General features: G+C 36.7%; 22 protein-coding genes and 2 other annotated features. Of the genes, 17 read left to right on the top strand and 5 right to left on the bottom strand.

All coding sequences use genetic code 11. The features are described 5' to 3' along the window. The first annotated feature begins 73 nt into the window (after positions 1-73). Both B5P40_RS07055 and B5P40_RS07050 read left to right on the top strand, forming a co-directional pair. A complete protein-coding gene (locus tag B5P40_RS07055; protein WP_002030492.1) occupies positions 74-985 on the top strand; it encodes a DMT family transporter in 912 nt (303 codons plus the stop codon). Between the two features lie 146 nt (positions 986-1131). After that, on the top strand, positions 1132-1707 hold the full coding sequence (locus B5P40_RS07050) for a Crp/Fnr family transcriptional regulator (RefSeq protein ID WP_113709020.1): 576 nt from the start codon (positions 1132-1134) through the stop codon (positions 1705-1707). Here B5P40_RS07050 and B5P40_RS07045 read toward each other — a convergent pair. Continuing rightward, positions 1697-2368 (bottom strand): DUF4386 domain-containing protein, encoded by a 672-nt coding sequence (locus B5P40_RS07045; RefSeq protein ID WP_061674953.1) that lies wholly within the window; start codon positions 2366-2368, stop codon positions 1697-1699. The two genes, B5P40_RS07050 and B5P40_RS07045, sit on opposite strands and share 11 nt — an antisense overlap. A gap of 87 nt (positions 2369-2455) precedes the next feature. On the opposite strand from B5P40_RS07045, the gene B5P40_RS07040 reads away from it, so the two are divergent. Next, positions 2456-2851 (top strand): PH domain-containing protein, encoded by a 396-nt coding sequence (locus B5P40_RS07040; protein ID WP_002186408.1) that lies wholly within the window; start codon positions 2456-2458, stop codon positions 2849-2851. A gap of 24 nt (positions 2852-2875) precedes the next feature. Here B5P40_RS07040 and B5P40_RS07035 read toward each other — a convergent pair whose 3' ends face one another. Together B5P40_RS07035 and putP are read right to left on the bottom strand one after the other, a co-directional pair. Then, complete coding sequence (locus B5P40_RS07035) at positions 2876-3274, bottom strand: Ig-like domain-containing protein (RefSeq protein ID WP_002125992.1); 399 nt, start codon at positions 3272-3274, stop codon at positions 2876-2878. Positions 3275-3432: 158 nt separating this feature from the next. Continuing rightward, the gene (putP, locus tag B5P40_RS07030; protein WP_002125993.1) at positions 3433-4911 is read right to left on the bottom strand and encodes a sodium/proline symporter PutP; all 1479 of its coding nucleotides are present in this window, start codon (positions 4909-4911) and stop codon (positions 3433-3435) included. A 306-nt stretch (positions 4912-5217) separates the two neighbouring features. Next, positions 5218-5455 (top strand) — a binding site (T-box leader). A 42-nt stretch (positions 5456-5497) separates the two neighbouring features. After that, positions 5498-5742 (top strand) — a binding site (T-box leader). Between the two features lie 51 nt (positions 5743-5793). Here putP and trpE point away from each other — a divergent pair. The 12 genes from trpE (at position 5794) to B5P40_RS06965 (ending at position 16668) form a co-directional block, all read left to right on the top strand. Beyond that, positions 5794-7212: an anthranilate synthase component I gene (gene trpE / locus B5P40_RS07020; protein WP_002125995.1), complete on the top strand. Its 1419-nt coding sequence runs from the start codon at positions 5794-5796 to the stop codon at positions 7210-7212. Next, entirely contained in the window at positions 7209-7796 is a 588-nt protein-coding gene (locus B5P40_RS07015; protein ID WP_002086924.1) for an anthranilate synthase component II, read from the top strand. Before trpE ends, B5P40_RS07015 begins: the two co-directional genes overlap by 4 nt. Then, entirely contained in the window at positions 7793-8818 is a 1026-nt protein-coding gene (gene trpD / locus B5P40_RS07010) for an anthranilate phosphoribosyltransferase (RefSeq protein WP_002125997.1), read from the top strand. The genes B5P40_RS07015 and trpD overlap by 4 nt, the downstream gene beginning before the upstream one ends. A gap of 1 nt (position 8819) precedes the next feature. Next, the gene (trpC, locus tag B5P40_RS07005) at positions 8820-9581 is read left to right on the top strand and encodes an indole-3-glycerol phosphate synthase TrpC (protein ID WP_002125998.1); all 762 of its coding nucleotides are present in this window, start codon (positions 8820-8822) and stop codon (positions 9579-9581) included. After that, the gene (locus B5P40_RS07000) at positions 9578-10192 is read left to right on the top strand and encodes a phosphoribosylanthranilate isomerase (RefSeq protein WP_113709019.1); all 615 of its coding nucleotides are present in this window, start codon (positions 9578-9580) and stop codon (positions 10190-10192) included. The genes trpC and B5P40_RS07000 overlap by 4 nt, the downstream gene beginning before the upstream one ends. Further along, positions 10189-11382, top strand: a complete 1194-nt coding sequence (gene trpB, locus B5P40_RS06995; protein ID WP_002086917.1) for a tryptophan synthase subunit beta — start codon at positions 10189-10191, stop codon at positions 11380-11382. The genes B5P40_RS07000 and trpB overlap by 4 nt, the downstream gene beginning before the upstream one ends. A gap of 3 nt (positions 11383-11385) precedes the next feature. Next, positions 11386-12162 carry a tryptophan synthase subunit alpha gene (gene trpA / locus B5P40_RS06990; RefSeq protein ID WP_002011422.1) on the top strand — a complete coding sequence of 259 codons (777 nt, stop codon included), beginning with the start codon at positions 11386-11388 and terminating at the stop codon, positions 12160-12162. A 74-nt stretch (positions 12163-12236) separates the two neighbouring features. Beyond that, the gene (locus tag B5P40_RS06985) at positions 12237-12587 is read left to right on the top strand and encodes a DUF4029 domain-containing protein (RefSeq protein WP_113709018.1); all 351 of its coding nucleotides are present in this window, start codon (positions 12237-12239) and stop codon (positions 12585-12587) included. Positions 12588-12714: 127 nt separating this feature from the next. After that, positions 12715-14214 (top strand): L-lactate permease, encoded by a 1500-nt coding sequence (locus B5P40_RS06980; protein WP_113709017.1) that lies wholly within the window; start codon positions 12715-12717, stop codon positions 14212-14214. Between the two features lie 90 nt (positions 14215-14304). Next, positions 14305-14988: a DUF2278 family protein gene (locus B5P40_RS06975; RefSeq protein WP_113709016.1), complete on the top strand. Its 684-nt coding sequence runs from the start codon at positions 14305-14307 to the stop codon at positions 14986-14988. Positions 14989-15152: 164 nt separating this feature from the next. Continuing rightward, a complete protein-coding gene (locus tag B5P40_RS06970) occupies positions 15153-15692 on the top strand; it encodes a sigma-70 family RNA polymerase sigma factor (protein ID WP_002126008.1) in 540 nt (179 codons plus the stop codon). Positions 15693-15696: 4 nt separating this feature from the next. Further along, positions 15697-16668, top strand: a complete 972-nt coding sequence (locus tag B5P40_RS06965) for a DUF4179 domain-containing protein (RefSeq protein ID WP_003188036.1) — start codon at positions 15697-15699, stop codon at positions 16666-16668. Between the two features lie 45 nt (positions 16669-16713). Here B5P40_RS06965 and B5P40_RS06960 read toward each other — a convergent pair whose 3' ends face one another. Continuing rightward, positions 16714-17547: a hypothetical protein gene (locus B5P40_RS06960; protein ID WP_113709015.1), complete on the bottom strand. Its 834-nt coding sequence runs from the start codon at positions 17545-17547 to the stop codon at positions 16714-16716. Between the two features lie 195 nt (positions 17548-17742). On the opposite strand from B5P40_RS06960, the gene B5P40_RS06955 reads away from it, so the two are divergent. Both B5P40_RS06955 and B5P40_RS06950 read left to right on the top strand, forming a co-directional pair. Further along, a complete protein-coding gene (locus tag B5P40_RS06955; RefSeq protein ID WP_113709014.1) occupies positions 17743-18525 on the top strand; it encodes a zinc ribbon domain-containing protein in 783 nt (260 codons plus the stop codon). Positions 18526-18544: 19 nt separating this feature from the next. Next, positions 18545-19777 (top strand): TcaA 3rd/4th domain-containing protein, encoded by a 1233-nt coding sequence (locus B5P40_RS06950; protein WP_113709013.1) that lies wholly within the window; start codon positions 18545-18547, stop codon positions 19775-19777. A gap of 44 nt (positions 19778-19821) precedes the next feature. Here B5P40_RS06950 and B5P40_RS06945 read toward each other — a convergent pair whose 3' ends face one another. Further along, positions 19822-20253 (bottom strand): hypothetical protein, encoded by a 432-nt coding sequence (locus B5P40_RS06945; protein WP_113709012.1) that lies wholly within the window; start codon positions 20251-20253, stop codon positions 19822-19824. Between the last annotated feature and the right edge of the window lie 153 nt (positions 20254-20406).

Genomic DNA, 20406 nt, shown 5'->3' with positions numbered 1-20406 from the left:
TTAGTATTTAAGTTGTGAAAGAAAACGGATATAATGAAGTGGGATTTTTTACAGGTGAGAGGGGAGACAGGATTTGAAACAAGAAAGATCAATCGCACTACCACTAGCAATTTCCATTATAGCAATTTCATTCGCAGCTGTTTTTGCAAAGATGTCCTCAGCACCATCTTCCGTTTTAAGTATGTATCGATTATGGATTATCGTACTTATTATGCTGCCGATCGTTTGGAAAAAACGGGAAGAGTTTAGTAGGATTCAAATAAAAGATTGGGGATTTTTAATTGGATCTGGTTTCTTTTTAGCTCTTCATTTTCTTCTATGGTTTGAATCCTTAAAGCATACGACAGTTGCTAGTTCGACGATTATTTTAGCACTTCAACCGATCGTATCTTTAGTGGGAGGTTTTTTCTTATTTAAAGAAAGAACAACCTATTCAGCAATTGCGACGATGGGAATTGCGATACTAGGCGTAATGTGTATTGGCTGGGGAGATTTAGGGCTAAGTGAGCAAGCAATTTATGGGGATATATTATCCTTTTTAAGTGTAATTGCAGTTGTCGGTTATTTATTTATCGGACAAACGACAGTAAAGAAAGTATCTCATTGGATTTATAGTTTCACTGTATTTGCCTTCGCTGGTATATTTATAGCGATTTATAACGTTATACTTCAAGTGCCATTTACAGGCTATACGAAGTGGGATTGGAGTATTTTTCTTTTACTTGCGATTGTACCGACAGTGTCACACGTCATTAATAATTGGTTATTAAATTACGTAAATGCAACAACGATTTCAATGAGTATTTTAGGAGAACCAGTTGGGGCATCTATACTAGCGTTCTTCTTACTTGGAGAAAAATTAAACGCAATGCAAATTATCGGTAGCATGCTCGTATTGTTTGGTGTATCTGTTTTCTTACTACAGCAACAAAAGCGAACAGCAAAAAATGTGGTGAACGAACCGGCTTATACACAGGAATTATAACGAGCCTATTCTAATATACGAAAAGAGAAGTTATTGGTAACTTCTCTTTTTTTTGTTCCATGCAGAAAATAAAACAGATTAATAGGGGGAATTCCCGCCATGTAGCATGAAAAAAGATAATATATAGTGGGGGAAGGAGAGACCAAATGAAAGAGATTTTAATGAAATACATGACAAATCTTACAACATTAAGTGAAGAGCAGCAGCGCATGATCGTAGAAGAATTACAAATTGAAGAGTATAAAAAAGGAACAGTGCTCTTAAGACAAGGAGATGTTCCGTCTAAATGTTATTTTGTATTAAAAGGATGCGTGAGGCAACATTGTATAGATGAATCTGGAAAAGAAGTTACATCAAATTTTTATACAGAAGAACAAGCAATCGCAAATTTCAATCATCATAAACAAGATAAATTATCCCCACATACGTTAACGTGCCTAGAAGATTGTCTAGTTGTAGTTGGCGATCTGTATAGTGAAAAGGACATGTATAAGAAATATTCACAGTTAGAAGAAATGACGCGCCAAATGATTGAATACAATTTTGGTGAAGTACAAGAAGGACTTACATTATTTATTGCATCGACACCAGAAGAGCGCTACAAATCATTATTACAAAAACGACCTCATTTAATCGATCGTGTTCCTCAATATCAATTGGCAAGTTATCTAGGTATTACGCCAGAATCATTAAGCAGAATTAAGAAACGACTCAAACAGTAGAGTTTTTTCCACCTCTAAGCAATAGCCATATACTAAATCCTAGTTCACCTGCGATCATCGGTAGTTGAAAGACAACGTTAAGAATGGAAATAATCGCATCATATTGTGAAAACATCGTATTCATTACGTTAATGATGATATAGCCGATTGCAGCAATGAGCAGTAATATACTAATAGTTTTCGGTATGTTTTTAGATTGAAAGGTTACGTATCCTAAGGTGAGAAGATGTAAGCCGAAAATGATTAATCCTACAGACCAAATGTATTCAAAAGCTTCTAGAAATAACATTGTATATGCTTCTGAATTAGCAACTGTGTTTTTTGAAAGAAGTAATACAAATATTAAATTGAATATAGCAATCCCAAGTATAGCTGTATACATAAGACGAAGACAGGCAGCTAGTAATGAGAGGCTAGTATGGATAGGTTTTAGAAAGAAATAAAGAGCCCACGAGGCGATAATATCCGTAATGAAAATGATAATCCATCCGAAAATTTCTGCTTTGAAAAGTGAACTTGAAGTTTGAATATTATGGAGTGTCGTGCTCGCATTACTTGGTACAACGAGATTTCCGTGAACAAAACCGTAAGAAAAAAATGCAGTGAATGCCATGATAAGAAGAGAAGTGCCTGCAAATAAGGCAAAATTTCGCTCAGTCATAATACGTCCTCCTATTCTAATGTTGTTTTCATTGTAATAGGGAAGAGGAGGAGATTCATTGACTTAAATCAAGGGAGAGGAAGTTTAGTGGAATTTCCATCAAAAAAAGATGTATGGTTATATCCGATTTTTTTCGTTGTCATTGGAGCGTGTTTTGCTCCCATATTTGCAGGGAGAGAATATTTTCTTTTATTTTTTACAATTCCGTTGGCTATACTGTTTAGTTGGAGTTGGTTTTCAACAAAATATATCGTTAAGGAAGAAATAATTATGATTACATCAGGTCCGGTTAAAAAGCGTATATTTATACGAGACATAAAACGAATTTCCAATACAAAAAATCCAATAGCGGCTTATGCGTTATCATTCGATCGATTAGAAATTGTTTACGGATCATATGAAACAGAGATTATTTCTCCTAAAAATAAAGAACAATTTATTAATCTTGTGAAAAGTAAAAATCCGCACATTGAAATAAAGTAAAAGAGTGGCTACGAAGCCACTCTTTTACTTTGGATTTGTCATATAAGGTTGTACATGAATGACGCATAGGTCACGAAATTTTCCTTCAGCAGTTGTAACAATTACGACTGCTCTTCCCGCACTTTGTCCAGTAATCGTCACAGTTTCACCTTTTGGATATATTGTGATGACATCAGAATTCATATTGGTCCAAATAAGTTCTTTATTCGTCGCTTGCATTGGTAAAACGGAAGCTGATAACTCAGTACTTTGCCCAGTTTTTATTTTTAACTTATTTTTTTCCATATGAACACCGATAACTGAAATAACAGAAGGAGCAATTGAAATTTTGGGTGGATTAGGTTGAATGTTTAAACGAGAAGCAGAAGTATTTGTAATAGGTGAAAATTTTCTTATGTGTTGTTGCTGGAAAGCTGCTAACATGTTGGAGTCCCCTTTCTGTATAAGTGCTAATACTAATACTATAAAGGAGTAGTGTTATGTTAAATTTAACGAAACATAAAGAATTTGTTAAATTTGAGAAGAAGATTGTCGAACTGTAATAAAAAAAGCTCTGCTGTTACGATAACAGCAAAGCTTTTTTATAGACTATGACTATGTTGTTTTTCGAAATCCTCAAATTGCTCTTCAACTTCTTTTGAAGGTTGAGTTAGTAAACTAACGATTATGATTGCTAGTAAACTAATTGTGAAACCAGGAATCATTTCATATAAGAAGTTTGTTAAGAATTTAAATTGAGTCCATATAATAACAGTCGCGGCACCAGAAATCATACCAGCAAGCGCGCCCCATTTCGTCATACGTTTCCAATATAGACTTAATAAAATAGCTGGTCCGAATGAAGAACCAAATCCAGCCCAAGCGTATCCAACAAGAGCTAAAATCGTATCATTTTGTTTAAACGCTAATGCGCACCCAACTAAGGCGATACCAAGAACAGCCATACGACCGACAAATACAAGCTCTTTATCAGAAGCAGAACGTTTAAAGAATGTATGATATAAGTCTTCTGTTACAGCACTTGAAGTAACGAGAAGCTGAGATGAGATTGTACTCATAATTGCAGCTAAAATCGCTGCTAATAAAAATCCAGTAATAAGTGGATGGAATAAAATTTTTCCAAGCTCAAGGAAAATTGTCTCTGGGTTAGATAATGTCAAATCTTGTTGTGAATAGTAGGCAATACCGATAAGACCAGTAAACATAGCTCCGACAACAGAGAAAATCATCCAGCTCATACCAATTCTTCGTGCGCTTTTAAGTTCTTTTACAGAAGAAATTGCCATAAAGCGTACGATAATATGAGGTTGTCCAACATAACCAAGGCCCCATGCGAATAAGGAAACAATTCCTAAAGTGGAGGCACCTTTAAAAATATCTAAACGTGTTGGATCTACAGATCGAATTGTATCAAATGCAGGTCCAAGTCCGTTTGCATTCATAATTGTTACGATAGGAACAAGAATAAGAGCAACTACCATAATGATTCCTTGCACGAAGTCTGTCCAACTTACAGCTAAGAAACCACCAAATAATGTGTAAGCTACAACAACGCCTGCTACAATGAATAATCCAATATGATAGTTCATACCAAATGAATTTTCAAATAATACAGCGCCTGAAACTAGTCCTGAAGCTACATAAAAAGTAAAGAAAATCATAATAACAAGTCCGGATACTAAGCGTAGCATGTGAGATTTGTCGTGGAAACGGTGTTCCAAAAATTCTGGAATAGTAATAGAGTTGTTTGCAATTTCAGAGTAGGTACGTAAGCGAGGAGCGACATAAAGCCAGTTTGCGTATGCGCCTAATGTTAGGCCGATCGCAATCCAACTACTACTTAATCCAACGCTAAACATTGCACCGGGTAATCCCATTAAAAGCCAACCACTCATATCAGATGCTCCAGCACTTAATGCTGTTACTGCGGGGCCTAGTGTACGCCCGCCAAGCATATAATCTGTTAAGTTGGACGTTCGTTTGTAGGCGAAATAGCCGATTACTAACATCCCGAGCATGTAAATAGAGATAGAAGTTAAAGTTAACATCTGCGTACTCATGTAGTTCCCCTTCCTTTTGTCATGTCTTTTGATGCGTTATGCATATTTATAATCTATCATGATTATTCAGAAAAATCCATTCAGAAATATGAATTTTCTGAAATGTAAGCGTTTTTTGACAATGTTTCGCTTTTGTAATATATGATTTTCTGACAAAAAACCTTAATTTTAATAGAGTATTTATTATATTTACATAAAAACAGGTTGTTTTGTCAATATAATATCGAACGAAGAAAAAATATTTTTTTCGAAAAAAGTATTGACTTTTTAGAAACGTGAGGAATATAATGAGTGCAACTTAAAAAAATGCAAGCGTTGATGAAGAAGAGTACACATGATGAACATGTCAGAGAGCTGATGGTTGGTGCGAATCAGTATGGAATTGATGTGGAATGGGCTTCGGAGCTTCCAAACCGAAACGAAAGAAGTAGGCTTTGGCGACATGATCTCATCGATATAAGAGACACGTATTGTTTTTGATACGGTAAAGTGCGTTACGTTTGTAACGAATTAAGGTGGCACCACGGGAGTACCCGTCCTTTCTATAGGATGAGTACTCCCTTTTTGTGTATAAAAAATTAAATATGTTAAATCGTTTAAGTAAGAAGAGTACGTATAATGGAGACGTTACAGAGAGCCGGGAATAGGTGGGAGCCCGGTGCGGTGCCATATACGGAATGGGCTTACGAGAGGTATGCTGAACAATTGTTTTCAGTAGGCAACCCGGGTTCCGCCGTTACAAGGATAAGGTATATATTTTGTACCTGAATAAAGCGGGATGCTTTTGCGTCCAACCTGAGGTGGTACCACGGTAAATTTATCGTCCTCTACATATTTCGATATGTAGGGGACTTTTTTATTTTTCAGAGTGAGGTGAAAGGCATGATGACAAAAGAGGAATTTATGAAGCAAAAAGAACAAAGAAAAACATTTTTAGTAATCGCTGAAGAAGAAGGAGATAGCATTACGCCAATTTCTTTATATAGACGTATGAAGGGAAAGAAAAAGTTTTTATTAGAAAGCTCACAGCTTCATCCAGATAAAGGGCGCTATTCTTACTTAGGGTGTAATCCATATGGAGAAGTGAAAAGCGTCGGTATAGAAGTAGAACGAACGATGTATGGGCAAACAGAAAAGTTGCAAGGTAACGTATTGCAAGTGTTAGAAGAGGTAATCGCACCATCGCTAGTAGAGAGTCCATTCCCATTTTGCGGAGGAGCAGTTGGTTATATTGGTTATGACGTCATTCGGCAGTATGAAAACATTGGAGCAGATTTACACGATCCATTAAATATTCCAGAAGTACACCTTTTACTATATCGTGAGTTTACCGTTTACGATCATTTACGCCAAAAGTTTTCATTTGTATATGTATGCAGGGAAGACGATTCAGCTTCTTATGAAGAAGTATACGAAAGATTGCAAGTATACAAAGAGGAAGTGCTAAAGGGAGAAGAAGCGGAAGTAAATGAAATACAATCAACATTATCATTCACTTCTTCCATAACGGAAAAAGAGTTTTGCGAAATGGTAGAAACGGCGAAAGAACATATACGAGCCGGGGACATATTCCAAGTCGTATTATCTCAGCGTTTGAAAAGTGAGTGTAAAGGCGATCCATTTGCACTATACCGAAAACTTCGAATTGCAAACCCGTCGCCATATATGTTTTATATCGACTTTCAAGATTACGTTGTACTCGGTTCTTCGCCGGAAAGTTTGTTATCAGTTAGAGAGGATAAAGTGATGACGAACCCAATTGCGGGTACGAGACCGAGAGGGAAAACGGAGCAGGAAGATGAGGAAATCGAAAAAGAACTGTTAGGAAATGAGAAAGAGCGGGCGGAGCATATGATGCTTGTGGACCTAGGGCGAAATGATATTGGCAGAGTAAGTGAAATTGGATCTGTGATGATAGATAAATATATGAAAGTAGAAAAATACTCTCACGTTATGCACATTGTATCTGAAGTTTACGGAACATTGAGAAAACGAATAAGTGGATTTGATGCATTAGCGTATTGTTTACCAGCGGGTACAGTATCAGGTGCTCCGAAAATTAGAGCGATGGAAATTATTAATACGTTAGAGCATGAAAAAAGAAATGTATACGCCGGAGCAGTTGGATATATTTCATTCTCAGGAAATCTTGATATGGCGCTAGCAATTCGAACGATGGTTGTAAAAGACGAGAAAGCGTACGTTCAGGCAGGAGCGGGTATCGTCTACGATTCAGACCCGGTTGCTGAATATGAAGAAACATTAAATAAAGCGAGAGCGCTTTTGGAGGTTATGAAATGATTGTACTTATCGATAATTATGATTCGTTCACATATAACTTGTATCAACTATTAGGCGAGTACGAGAAAGAAATTGTTGTCGTAAGAAATGATCAAATAACAATTGAACAATTAGAGGAGATGAAGCCGAAAGGAATTGTGCTCTCGCCAGGACCTGGGAAACCAGAAGATGCTGGAATTTGTATCGATGTTATTCGTCATTTTTATAAGAACGTTCCCATCTTAGGAATTTGCCTTGGCCATCAAGCAATCATATCCGCATTTGGAGGAGAAATTGTTAGAGCAGAGCGCATTAAACACGGAAAAACATCGCGTGTGAAACATAACGGAACGTCAATCTTTTCGTACGTAACGCAGCCGTTAACAGCAATGCGTTACCATTCACTCGTCGCAGTGCAAAATAGTTTGCCGCAGTGTTTTGACATACTTGCGACAGCGATGGATGACGGAGAAATCATGGCAGTTCGTCACAACTATTATCCGCTCTTCGGATTACAGTTTCACCCAGAATCAATTGCAACAGAAGAAGGCGGAAAGTTAATACGTGCCTTTTTAGCAGAAGTGAAAGAGGAGGAGAGAGTATGAACAGTTATCTTCGAAAATTAGTAGAGGGACAACATTTAACAGAAGAAGAAATGTATGAAGCGGGACTTCTTTTATTAAGTGACAACATATTGGAAAGTGAAGTTGCAGCTTTCTTAGTATTGCTGAAAGCGAAAGGCGAAACAGCAGAAGAAATATACGGTCTCGTTCGTGCTCTTCGCGAAAAGGCATTACCGTTTTCAAATCATATAAAAGGCGCGATGGACAATTGTGGAACGGGTGGTGACGGTGCGCAAACATTCAATATTAGTACAACATCGGCATTTGTACTTGCCGGAGCTGGTGTAAAGGTTGCGAAACATGGAAACCGCGCTGTTTCTAGTAAAACAGGAAGTGCTGATTTATTAGAAGAACTCGGTGTAAACATTAGTTGTACGCCAGGTGAAATTGACTACTTATTAGAAATTGTAGGGATTGCCTTCTTATTCGCACCAGCGATGCATCCAGCATTAAGACGCATTATGAAAATAAGAAAAGAATTAAACGTTCCGACGATCTTTAACTTAATTGGACCGTTGACGAATCCGGTTAATTTAGAAACACAATTTGTCGGTATTTATAAGCGAGATATGTTATTGCCGGTAGCGGAAGTATTGCAGAAACTTGGCAGAAAACAAGCGCTCGTCGTAAACGGAAGTGGCTTTTTAGATGAAGCATCATTACAGGGAGAAAATCATGTCGTCGTTTTAAAAGATAATGAAATAGTAGAAATGAGTATTGATCCAGAAAAGTATGGTTTTTCAAGAGTGAAAAATGAAGAAATTAGAGGTGGGAATTCAAAAGAAAATGCAAAGATTACACTCGGAGTATTAAGCGGAGAAAAGAGTGTCTATCGCGATACTGTTTTATTAAATGCAGGTCTAGCCCTTTTCGCAAATGGAAGAGCAGAAACGATTGAAGAAGGAATTACACTAGCGGCACATAGCATTGACTCTGGAAAAGCATTAGCCAAACTAAACTTATTAATTGCAGCAAGCCATGAAAAATTAGAAAGGGTGAATTAAAATGGGGACGATTTTAGACAAAATTGTAGAGCAAAAGAAAGTAGAAGTTGCGGAGTTATATGAAACATATTCACCAGTGAAAGAAAAAAGGAAAACACACTCACTTGTAAAAGCTTTAGAGCAGTTTACTGTAATAGCAGAGGTAAAGCGAGCGTCTCCATCAAAAGGTGATATTAATTTACACGTTGATGTGCCAAAACAAGTGAAAACATATGAAGAATGCGGTGCTGGAGCAGTTTCGGTTTTAACAGACGGTCAATTTTTTAAAGGGTCGTTTCACGACTTAGAAACGGCAAGAGCAGAAAGTAACATTCCGCTTTTATGTAAAGATTTTATAATCGATAAAATCCAAATTGATAGAGCGTATGAAGCAGGAGCAGATCTTATTTTATTAATTGTTGCAGCATTGTCAAAAGAGAAATTAAACGAGCTTTATAACTACGTGCTAGAAAAAGGATTAGAAGCGATTGTTGAAGTTCATGATGAACAGGAATTAGAAATTGCAATCCGATTAAATCCGCACGTTATCGGTATAAACAACCGTAATTTAAAAACATTTGAAGTAGATTTAAGCCAAACTGAAAAGCTCGGAAAACGACTGAATGAGGAAAACCTACTTTGGATTAGTGAAAGCGGCATTCATTCAAAAGAAGATATTATTCGCGTCAAACGAGCTGGTGCAAAAGGTGTATTAGTTGGAGAAGCACTTATGACATCATCTTCTATAAGTAACTTTTTCGAAGACTGTAAGGTGAACATATGAAAGTGAAAATTTGCGGCATCACTGATGTTGAAACAGCAAAACATGCTTGCGAATACGGAGCAGATGCAATTGGATTTGTTTTTGCAGAAAGTAAGCGGAAAATCACCCCAGGGCTAGCGAAAGAAATTATTGGGGAAATTCCAGTCCACGTTTTCAAGGTAGGTGTTTTCGTAAATGAATCATTAGAAGTGATCCAGAAAATTGCAGAGGAGTGCGGGTTAACGCATGTGCAACTACATGGGGATGAAGACAATCATCAAATTAGGAGATTGAATATTCCGTCTATAAAAGCAGTAGGAGTAGCTTTAGAGAAAGATATTGAATGTGCGAAAAAATACGATACAGATTATCTGTTATTTGATAGCCCGAAAGAAAAGTTCCACGGAGGAAACGGAAAGACATTCTCATGGGAGTTACTCGCACATATGCCAAACGAGTTGCGAGAGAAAACGATATTAGCTGGCGGATTAAACATCCTTAATATAGAAGAAGCAATTCGAACCGTTCAGCCATATATGATCGATGTGAGCAGCGGAGTAGAGACAGAAGGAAAGAAAGATCTAAAGAAAATAAAACAATTTATTAAAAAAGCGAAGGAGTGTTCAAAATGAACTACGCATATCCAGATGAAAAAGGTCATTACGGTATATACGGAGGACGATACGTTCCAGAAACGTTAATGCAATCCGTATTAGAATTAGAAGAAGCATATAAAGAAGCGATGCAAGATGAAGCGTTTCAAAAGGAATTAGATCATTATTTACAAACGTATGTTGGAAGAGAAACACCGCTTTATTTCGCTGAAAATATGACGAAGTATTGCGGCGGAGCAAAAATCTATTTGAAACGTGAAGATTTGAACCATACGGGAGCTCATAAAATTAACAATACAATCGGTCAGGCACTTCTTGCGGTAAGAATGGGTAAGAAGAAAGTTGTCGCTGAAACAGGAGCAGGACAACACGGAGTTGCAACAGCTACTGTATGTGCACTTTTCGGTTTAGAATGCGTCATCTTCATGGGAGAAGAAGATGTGAGACGACAAAAATTAAACGTGTTTCGAATGGAATTACTCGGAGCAAAAGTAGAAAGCGTTGCGGCAGGTAGCGGCACGTTAAAAGATGCGGTGAACGAGGCGCTTCGTTACTGGGTTTCACATGTACACGATACGCACTACATTATGGGATCAGTTCTCGGGCCACATCCATTCCCGCAAATTGTTCGTGATTTCCAAAGTGTAATTGGGAAAGAAACGAAAAAGCAATACGAAGCGTTAGAAGGGAAATTACCAGAAGCAGTCGTTGCTTGTATTGGCGGTGGTAGTAATGCAATGGGAATGTTTTATCCGTTCGTACACGATGAAGAAGTTGCTCTTTACGGTGTTGAAGCAGCTGGAAAAGGTGTTCACACAGAAAAGCACGCAGCCACTTTAACGAAAGGAAGTGTCGGTGTTTTACACGGATCGATGATGTACCTTCTGCAAAATGAAGAAGGGCAAATTCAAGAAGCGCACTCTATTTCGGCAGGGCTGGATTACCCAGGTGTTGGGCCAGAACATAGCTTGCTAAAAGATATTGGCCGCGTTTCTTATCATTCCATTACAGATGAAGAAGCGTTAGAAGCATTTCAATTATTAACGAAAAAAGAAGGGATTATCCCGGCATTAGAAAGTTCACATGCTGTTGCATACGCTTTAAAACTAGCGCCGCAAATGAAGAAAGACGAAGGACTTGTCATTTGTTTATCCGGCCGCGGTGATAAAGATGTAGAGAGTATAAAACGTTATATGGAAGAGGTGTAAAAAATGGGAGTAGAAAAAATTATAGCAGCGTTTGAAAATGGCAAGAAAGCATTTATTCCGTATGTAATGGGAGGAGATGGTGGACTTGAAAAGTTAAAAGAAAGAATTCGTTTTCTTGATGAAGCAGGAGCAAGCATCGTTGAAATCGGTATTCCGTTCTCAGATCCAGTCGCAGACGGTCCAACTATTCAAAGGGCAGGAAAAAGAGCATTAGATAGCGGTGTAACATTGAAAGGTATTTTTCAAGCATTAATAGAGGTGAGGCAAGAAGTTCAAATTCCATTTGTACTTATGACATATTTAAATCCAGTACTCGCATTCGGAAAGGAACGTTTCATTGAGAGCTGTCTTGAAGCAGGGGTGGACGGTATTATCGTTCCGGACTTACCGTATGAAGAACAAGACATTATTGCACCGCTCCTTCGCGTGGCGAATATCGCTTTAATTCCACTCGTTACCGTAACGAGCCCTATTGAACGAATTGAAAAAATTACGAGTGAATCACAAGGATTCGTCTACGCCGTTACAGTAGCGGGCGTAACGGGAGTACGTCAAAACTTTAAAGATGAGATTCGTAGTTACTTAGAAAAAGTAAAAGCACACGTCCACTTACCAGTAGTCGCAGGATTCGGTATTTCAACACGAGAGCAAATTGAAGAAATGATTACAATATGTGACGGCGTTGTCGTTGGAAGTAAAGTCATTGAGCTGTTAGAAAATGAAAAGCGAGAAGAAATTTGTGAGTTAATACATGCAGTAAAAGAAACAGAAGAGGCTTAAGTCTCTTCTGTTTCTTTTGTGTAATAAATGTTAAAATATACAGAAAATACTTATAACTTAGAGGGTGAGAAGGCATGCTAAGACGTAAACTATTATATCTTTTTTTAACTGTACCATTATACGCTTGGCTCATTAGCATGACGAAAATAGAGTTGATGGCTCTGTTTTTAGGATATATATTCATCTTTTCCCAATTAAATCGAATACAAGAGCAATCTATTTTAGAAGTATGTATATTTTCGGTTAGTATAGAACTATTTAGTATCGTTTCGATTGTATTATTAAGTGAATTATTCCAATGGATCCATTCATTTGAATTAATAAAACTTGGGAATATTGTATTGCAAGTAATATGTGCTTATATTGTGTTTGTTGTACTAGAAAAAATGATTGGACAGCAGACGGTTTTTCAGGATAAAAGATAAAATATTAGTTATTCAAAAAAGGAGCCAAGCGGCTCCTTTTTTAAATCTGTTATAAAAATAATTGAAAATCATAACATCTGTTATATAATAGTTAAAAATTGCAATTTTTACGAAAAGAGATGATAGCATGGCCATATTGTTGGCACTTATCCCGATTATGATGATTTTTATTTGTTTGTTTTTGTTTAAACAAACGTCATTAAGAGCCTCATTAATCTCTTATGCCGTTTCTGTCGGAATCGTTTTACTCTCGCCAACGTTTCAATTAGGGATAAGTGAAACTGTACACGCAACAATTAAAGGGTGGTTAATTTGTTTTATTGTCGGATACGTTTTATTTTTCGGTATTTTTTTATTTCACCTCATGAACAAAATGGGATACATCGATCAAGTAGCACGATTTCTAGAACAAGTCACGCGCGATCGATTATTGCAAATGCTTCTTATGTGTTTTGGTATTTGTCCACTTATTGAATCAGTGAGTGGATTCGGAATTGGTTTTATGGTCGCAGCACCTATTTTTCTTTCGCTCGGTTATAAACCGTTTCAAGCTGTGCTACTATCGTTTATCGGTTTACTTGCAAGTTCATGGGGCGCAATGGCAACGGGTACGATTATCGGTTCTCAGCTTATTAACATGCCGCTCACAACTCTTGGTACAAATACAGCATTATTAAGCATCCCGATTTTTGCATATTTTATCTTCCTTTCTTTATACGTTGTAGGTGGCTTTCAGGCAGTTATAGAAAAGTGGAAGGAAGGGATAGGATTCTTTCTATTATTTTCTCTTGGAATATATCTTTCTAACGCATACGTAAGTGTTGAACTAGCGGGGATATTAAGTTCTATCGTTACCATTACATTTGGTTTTTTAATCATTAAATTAAAAGGAAAAGATGAACAAAACCTTCTAACAGAGCATGCGGCGGCTACGGAGAGAGAAGTATCTATTATAAAAATTATTAGCCCTTATATATTCTTAACAGTTTGTATTTTACTTTCTCGTCTCGTTCCAGCATTACATGATTTTCTTAGGTCATATGCAGTTCTCGATTTAAAATCATATTCTTACAAACTAGAGCTACTATATTCACCAGGATTTTGGCTCGCTATGACTTGTTTATTTACAATTATTTTCTTCCGCATTCCATCTAATGTTATTAAACAATCACTCTCGCAAACGATAAGACAATGGATTCCTTTCGCTATTACAACGACGATGTTCATCGCCATTTCAGAACTAATGGGCGCATCTGGTATGCATTCATTACTCGCAAAAACAGCTGGTGAAACATTTGGGACATTTTTCGTTTTCGTTGCACCATTCATCGGCGGTATCGGCGGTTTTTTAACAGGTAGTAACGCAGGATCAAATGCGATGTTTATTAAACTCCAAATGCAAACAGCGCAAAACGTAGCACTCCCGTGGCAATATGTCACAACACTACAAAACACCGCGTCATCAGTAGCGACAATCGCTTGCCCATCACGGATTACCCTAGGTGCGTACTTATGTAATATCCCGTATCGTGAAAATGAACTATTAAAGAAGACGACGTTAATGATCTTTGGTGCGGTGTTACTTGTAGTGGTAGAGGTTATTGTTTGGTATATGTTGAGAAATTAAAAATCCTCCTAGCATAGGAGGATTTTTTTTATGATTGGATAATGTTTTAAATATGAAAAGCTTCTACTAAATGAATAGGAGATGAAATGTATGCCCCTAAAAAACTACGGCGTGTTAAAAGGTACAGTTGTACAATCTAAGATTGGAAAAGGGAAAACACCTCATTATCAAGTTCATTTACAAGGCGAAGCAGGGGTTAATTATCGTATTGCAATTAACGTGAAATCGCAAAGCTATCCGTCGGAAGTTTTATATTTTGCGAGTAACAATATTCGATCAGAGGCGATTGATATTTTACCGACATTACCGTTCGGTTTTACGGAAGTGAAAAACAATGAGCCGAAAGTGGCTTTAGATTATGTAAGAGGTAATTTATTTGATTCGAAGCAAATGATTCCTTTACCTGCTGAAAAATCGGGATCTGATAATGATTTAAATGAGAAAATAGAACATTATATAAAAAGAGCAATAGATGAGAAAGCAATTATTTATGCGTTTGGTGAAAGGTGGGGACCAGAAGAAAAGATTCCGGATTCGTATTTCCACTTTACACCTGGAAACGGTATACACGATATTCATATGAATCAAGGAAATGTAGAGAAATGGCAAGGTGATGATGGCAAATGGCAAGACGGTGGGATATTGATTCACTTTGAGAAGAAGGAAGAGTGGATTGGTATTTTTCTTGCCTTTCAGTCACAGTCATGGTGTACCGATGAAGAAGGGCACGCTCGTGTTCCGGTTGAGCATTGTGATTATAAGAGGGAGAAGTGATAAGAAGAGCTAGTTCTAAATGAACTAGCTCTTCTTATCGTGAGCGAGGTATATGGCATGGAATGGTGAGATTATGTTTGCAATATTAAAAGCAGTGATAGAGTAATCGATTTTCATTCGTATTAGAAAGTAGGTACCAATTAGCAGTACAAGGAGGTCTACGCTTGAAGATAACAGAAGAAAATGTTGTGCAACAAATTCAACAACGTAATGAAAAGAGCATTACGTTCATTATCCAAACATATGGAGGTTTACTCAGCGCTATTATTAAACGATATGTATATAGTAATCAGCAAGATTATGAAGAATGCTTAGATGATGTATTATTAGCCATTTGGTTTCATATCGATTCATTTGATTCAAGTAAAAATACGTTTAAACAATGGATAGCAGCCATTGCTAAATATCGGGCAATTGATTATCAGCGGAAAAATGCGAGAAATCAGCAACAAACTGTCTGTACAGAGATTAATGATCGTCTGTATCAAGAACAAAGAAAACAAAATGACTTCTTAGACGTACAGGAATTGCTTAGTGAGTTGTCAGCAACAGAGCGTAACATTTTTGAAAAGTATTATTTAGAAGGTGTACCGTCTCGTGAAATTGCATCCCACCTTAATGTGAAAGAGTCATGGATTCATAACAAACTGTCACGCGGACGAAAAAAGCTCAAACAGATTTTTATTTTTAAAAATGGAGTGTGAGGGCATGTCTATTTATAAAGAGTTAAATGATATTCAGTTGGACATCACAGAGTTTGAGGAGACTCCCTTAACCAAAATAGAGGAAAAGCAGTGGGAAAAACGTGTGAAAAATAAGCTACGCAAAAATAAAAAAACAAAAAAATGGTTCGGAGTCGCAGCAGCTTGCATGTTAATTGTCAGTATTATAGTGCCACTTGGACAAACATCTTTAGCAAATATGCCATTTATTGCGGGATTGATTGAAAAATATATTGATAAACAGCAACCACTTGACTATTCTCCCTATAAAACGGCTATTGGGAAAACTGCTGAAAATAAATACGGTAAACTGACGTTAAATGAGGTATTAGTGGATGACAATAAATTATTCATCAGTTCAACATTTGAGCCAGCGAAGGGTGTGAAATTTGATTATCAAACATATTTAATTCCACAGGTACGAATAAATGGGCGTGACTTTTCTAATACAAAGGATGCACAATCAATTGAAGTAAATGATTCTATGTTTACAATTTACGGTGGTATCGAGTTAAGTGAAATGCCACAAACTGATGAACTTCAAATCGAAATTACTTATGATACATTCAACAGGGATACTGTAATTGAGCAACCATGGATATTTGATATTGAAGTATCGCAAGCTCAGTTGATGAAAGAGAAGCAGACGTTTGATTTAAATGAAACAATTGTTTTATATGATGGCAATAAAGTAACTGTTAAAAAAGTAGTTTCTACGCCGATTTCCACAACGATTTATTATGATGTGACACAAAGTACAAATGAAGATATTTATTTTAAAATCGAATCAGAATCTGGGGAAGCACATACATTTAAAGAGGTGGTTATATCGAATGAAGATGGCGGTATTTCTTTTAGTAGATTTGATGGAATAAATGTAGCGGTGGGAAAATATTCACTTGTACCGTATTCGGGGAAAGAAAACAAAAAAATTGGACCACCTATTCCGATTCAATAACTTATTAAAGCTGATAAATAATTATTTAAGGAGAGAAGAGGACGTTCACAACGAACGTCCTCCTCTCATTTTATAAAACCCAAAACTAACAAGTGTAGAAATAGAAGAGAAAAGAAGCGCCACACTAGAAAATGCAATGAGATACATATTATATTTCATAACTTTGCCGATTAGTTGATTACTATCGTACTGAAAAAGTCCTGCTATTATATTGAATAAAAATAATATGATAAACATGACGATGATGCCGTCTATTGATCCTTTAATGTCTGGTTTACTTAAAGCGATATGTGCGGAAATACAAATAGCGATAAATAAAAATAACCAAAAAGAAGGGGTCAATAAATTGCTCATTGTAAACAAGCTTTTTAATAAAAAGAATGTTGATAAAAACATGTTTTGGATCATGTCTAAGTTAATAGAAGTCGATGCGATTGTTGTTTCGAGAGTTGTATTAAATAAAGAATATGACTCTGGTACGAAATAGCGCATTAAAAGTATTAATGCAGTAATACCAGAAATAATAGGACCGATGCCGATAAAAAAATTACCGATTCGTTGGTATATACTTTTTTGATTGTATTGATGTTGTACGTAACCTAAAGCTCCCTGACTTGTATCTGTCGGGAAGAACTGCGTTGCTATAATTTTATGGCGGAATACTAGACACATAATTGCATGCCCAAGTTCATGAACGGGAACACCAATCCATGCGGTTAAAAGAAAACCTTTCCTACCAAAAGCTCTCGACCAATACGTTCGTGTGAGAGATTCTAAATAACCTAATATAAACCCAATTACAATGATGACACCAATTAAAGAAAATAATTGGATCACACTTGTAAGGAGTGTTTGAAAAATCGAGTTTACAAATTCCACTGTCTTCATCCAATCTGTTAAAAATGTTATTTGCTCTGTTTCATAATAACATTATTTTTCTATATTACTAGCATACATAGTTTCGTTTAAAAGAAGGATTTCATATTCTTTTTCTTGTAGTCATGTTTTATGTACAAAGTCATATATTGAATTTGTAACACCCTATCAGGTATATGCTTAAGGAGGGATGAGAGAATGAAATGTCCGGCATGTAATACTGAAAATGCAGTGGAAGCAAGATTTTGCGGAAATTGTGGATATTCGTTAACGGAAGAAGTGGTAGCGAGTGGTGGGCAGGAAGAAGGGCAGCTATCGCGCCCGGCACGAGTAAAGGAAACTCGTCCGAATGAAACGGTAGAGCAAGTGAAACAATTTGCAAGTGGCTATTTTCAGTTCTTTAAAAATGCTTTTAAATCACCATCGGCCATTATGGAAAGTGGAAATATTGAAGTGCGAAATGGAATTGTAAGTCTTGTGCTTATTTGCTTTTTAGGAGCGTGTATTTTTTATAGAATGATGAGCGCAGCGGCGACTGTTACGAGGACATTAGTGCCAGATATAGCTAATCCTACTTTCTTTGGAGAATCTGTAATGGTCTTTTTCTTTTTATTAATTTTAACTTTATTTGTCGGATTTATTATTTTTGTAAGTGGTAAGATGATGAAATCATCTTTTTCTTTTCTTGAAGCATTCGGTATATGGGGGACGATAGCGACGCCAGCTATTGCTATACTAGTCCTTTCTTTTCTTTTTAGTTTCTTATTAATCTTTTTCTTACCAATCTTATTAGGGCTGGCTACAACGTATATGGGAATTAGTATAATTGTAGCTATATTAAAACTAGACAATGGCGGAGTAGATCCTGTTTACACACTTATTATCGCAAATGTTTTAATCGGAATTGCAACGTTTATCGTGTTTTGGTCTTACATTAAAACGATAATCCAAACCTTTATCGGGGGATTAACAGGCTTCTAACGAAAAGGTGGTTGAATGGATGAATGTATGTACAAAATGCGGAGCTCAGTATGAAGATGGAGTGCAATTTTGCCAAAACTGCGGGATGAAGAGGGAAAGTCTTGTAGTAAAGAAGAAAATGAGCGGCGGTACAAAAGTTGGCATTACACTCTTAACATTACTTGTTATAGTAATTGTTGGATTGTATTTGTATGGATCATCGTATTATAAGCAGACGGCACAAGTAGACCGGATGATTACTGTTTTACAAGAGAGGGACGGGGAGAAATTAGCCGAGATCATCAGGGCAGATGATCCAGCCGTTATTGTAAAGAGAGAGAGTTTAACGCCTCTATTTTCATATATAAAAGAAAATCCATCTTACGTGAATGAATTGAAAGAATATTTGAGGCAAGGTGAAAAACAAGGGGATGGAATAGAAAGAGCAGATTTTTCTTTAACGAAAGATGGGAAGTATTTTTTTATATTTGATCGGTATAAATTGAAAGCGAAGACGTATTATACGACGCTGCTTACAAATGAAAAAGGTACATCTTTAAAAATGAACGGAAAAGAAATTGATAAGACAAATGACAAAAAGTTTGAGAAGCAATATGGACCGTTTCTTCCAGGGACTCAAGTGTTTCAAGCGGAATATAAAAATGACTATGTAAAACTATCACGAGAGGAAAAGGTTGTACTTATAAAACAAAGTCAAAATAATGTAACGATAGATTTAACACTGCAAGGGCAATATATTACAGTTCAAACGAATGCGCCTGGTGCAACATTATACGTGAATCAAAAGCCAGTTACAGCATTGACCGGAGAAAAAATTATGTGGGGACCGATAGCGACTGATGGAAGTGCGGCGATTTATTTAGAACGAAATGGAGAAAACGGAAGGGAAACGACAAAGGTAGAAACGGTAACGGAACTGTCGGCTTATAATCTTCCATTTCAAAAGAAAAGTGTAGAAAAAACAGTTGTTTACAATGTTACTCCGCCTACGACTGGGTATGTATATAATGGTTTCATCTTCCCTGATAGTGATATTCGAAAATTAACGAGTGCGGACTTAACATATTTATCGAAAGAACAGTTGAAAATTGCTAGAAATGAAATATACGCAAGGCATGGACATATGTTTCAAACGAAAGATATGCAAGCGTATTTTTCAAAACAGTCTTGGTACAGAGAAAATCCGTATTTTACAGGAGTGTTAACTACTATTGAAGCTTATAATGTTGAACTGATCAAATCAAGAGAATAGAGTGCGTGAAAAAGGTACAGTGCATAACTGTACCCTTTTTATGGTTATTTATCTGAACCAGGATCCCTTGAGAAAAAGATGTGAAAGAGAAATGTGACTTTACTTGATCCTCCTGATGTACTAGCTTGTATATGGGATAAAGGACCAGACGTTAAAGCTGCCTCGGAATGGGGTGGTACGACTATTTTGAGCGCATTATCTGATTCTGGTGATGCAGTAACAGTTATTGTATCATCAGAAAAATTCATAATTTTAACAGAACCGACTGGAAAGATGGACTTGCCAGCATGTGATACTGAAGCGAATTGGGTGGCTTTCCAAATATCTTGCGCAAAAGTATCATCGTTAGATAACCAAGCACGAGCGCTGTATATTGTTGCATTAATGGAAAATTCTTGGTCAAGTGAGAGGGCGGGTTTCGGTTCTTTTGGTTCTTGCGGTTCCTCTGGAAGCCTAGCGAGAAGGCCAGCGCACATATATGTTTCACCTACTTTCAATAGTAACTGTTATAGCATATTAAACATCTTGTTTATAAGACACGACGGATACCTATTCATGCATAGGTTTGTGCACCAAATTTGTAGATGGAATTCTCTTTCTTTACAATGGAAGTAGGTGTTATTTCTATA

The organism is Bacillus sp. SRB_8 (genome assembly GCF_003264205.1).
GTDB classification, from domain to species: Bacteria; Bacillota; Bacilli; order Bacillales; family Bacillaceae_G; genus Bacillus_A; species Bacillus_A mycoides.
The sequence above is the reverse complement of the archived record's forward strand: the minus strand, read 5'-3'. Positions and strand labels throughout refer to the sequence as shown.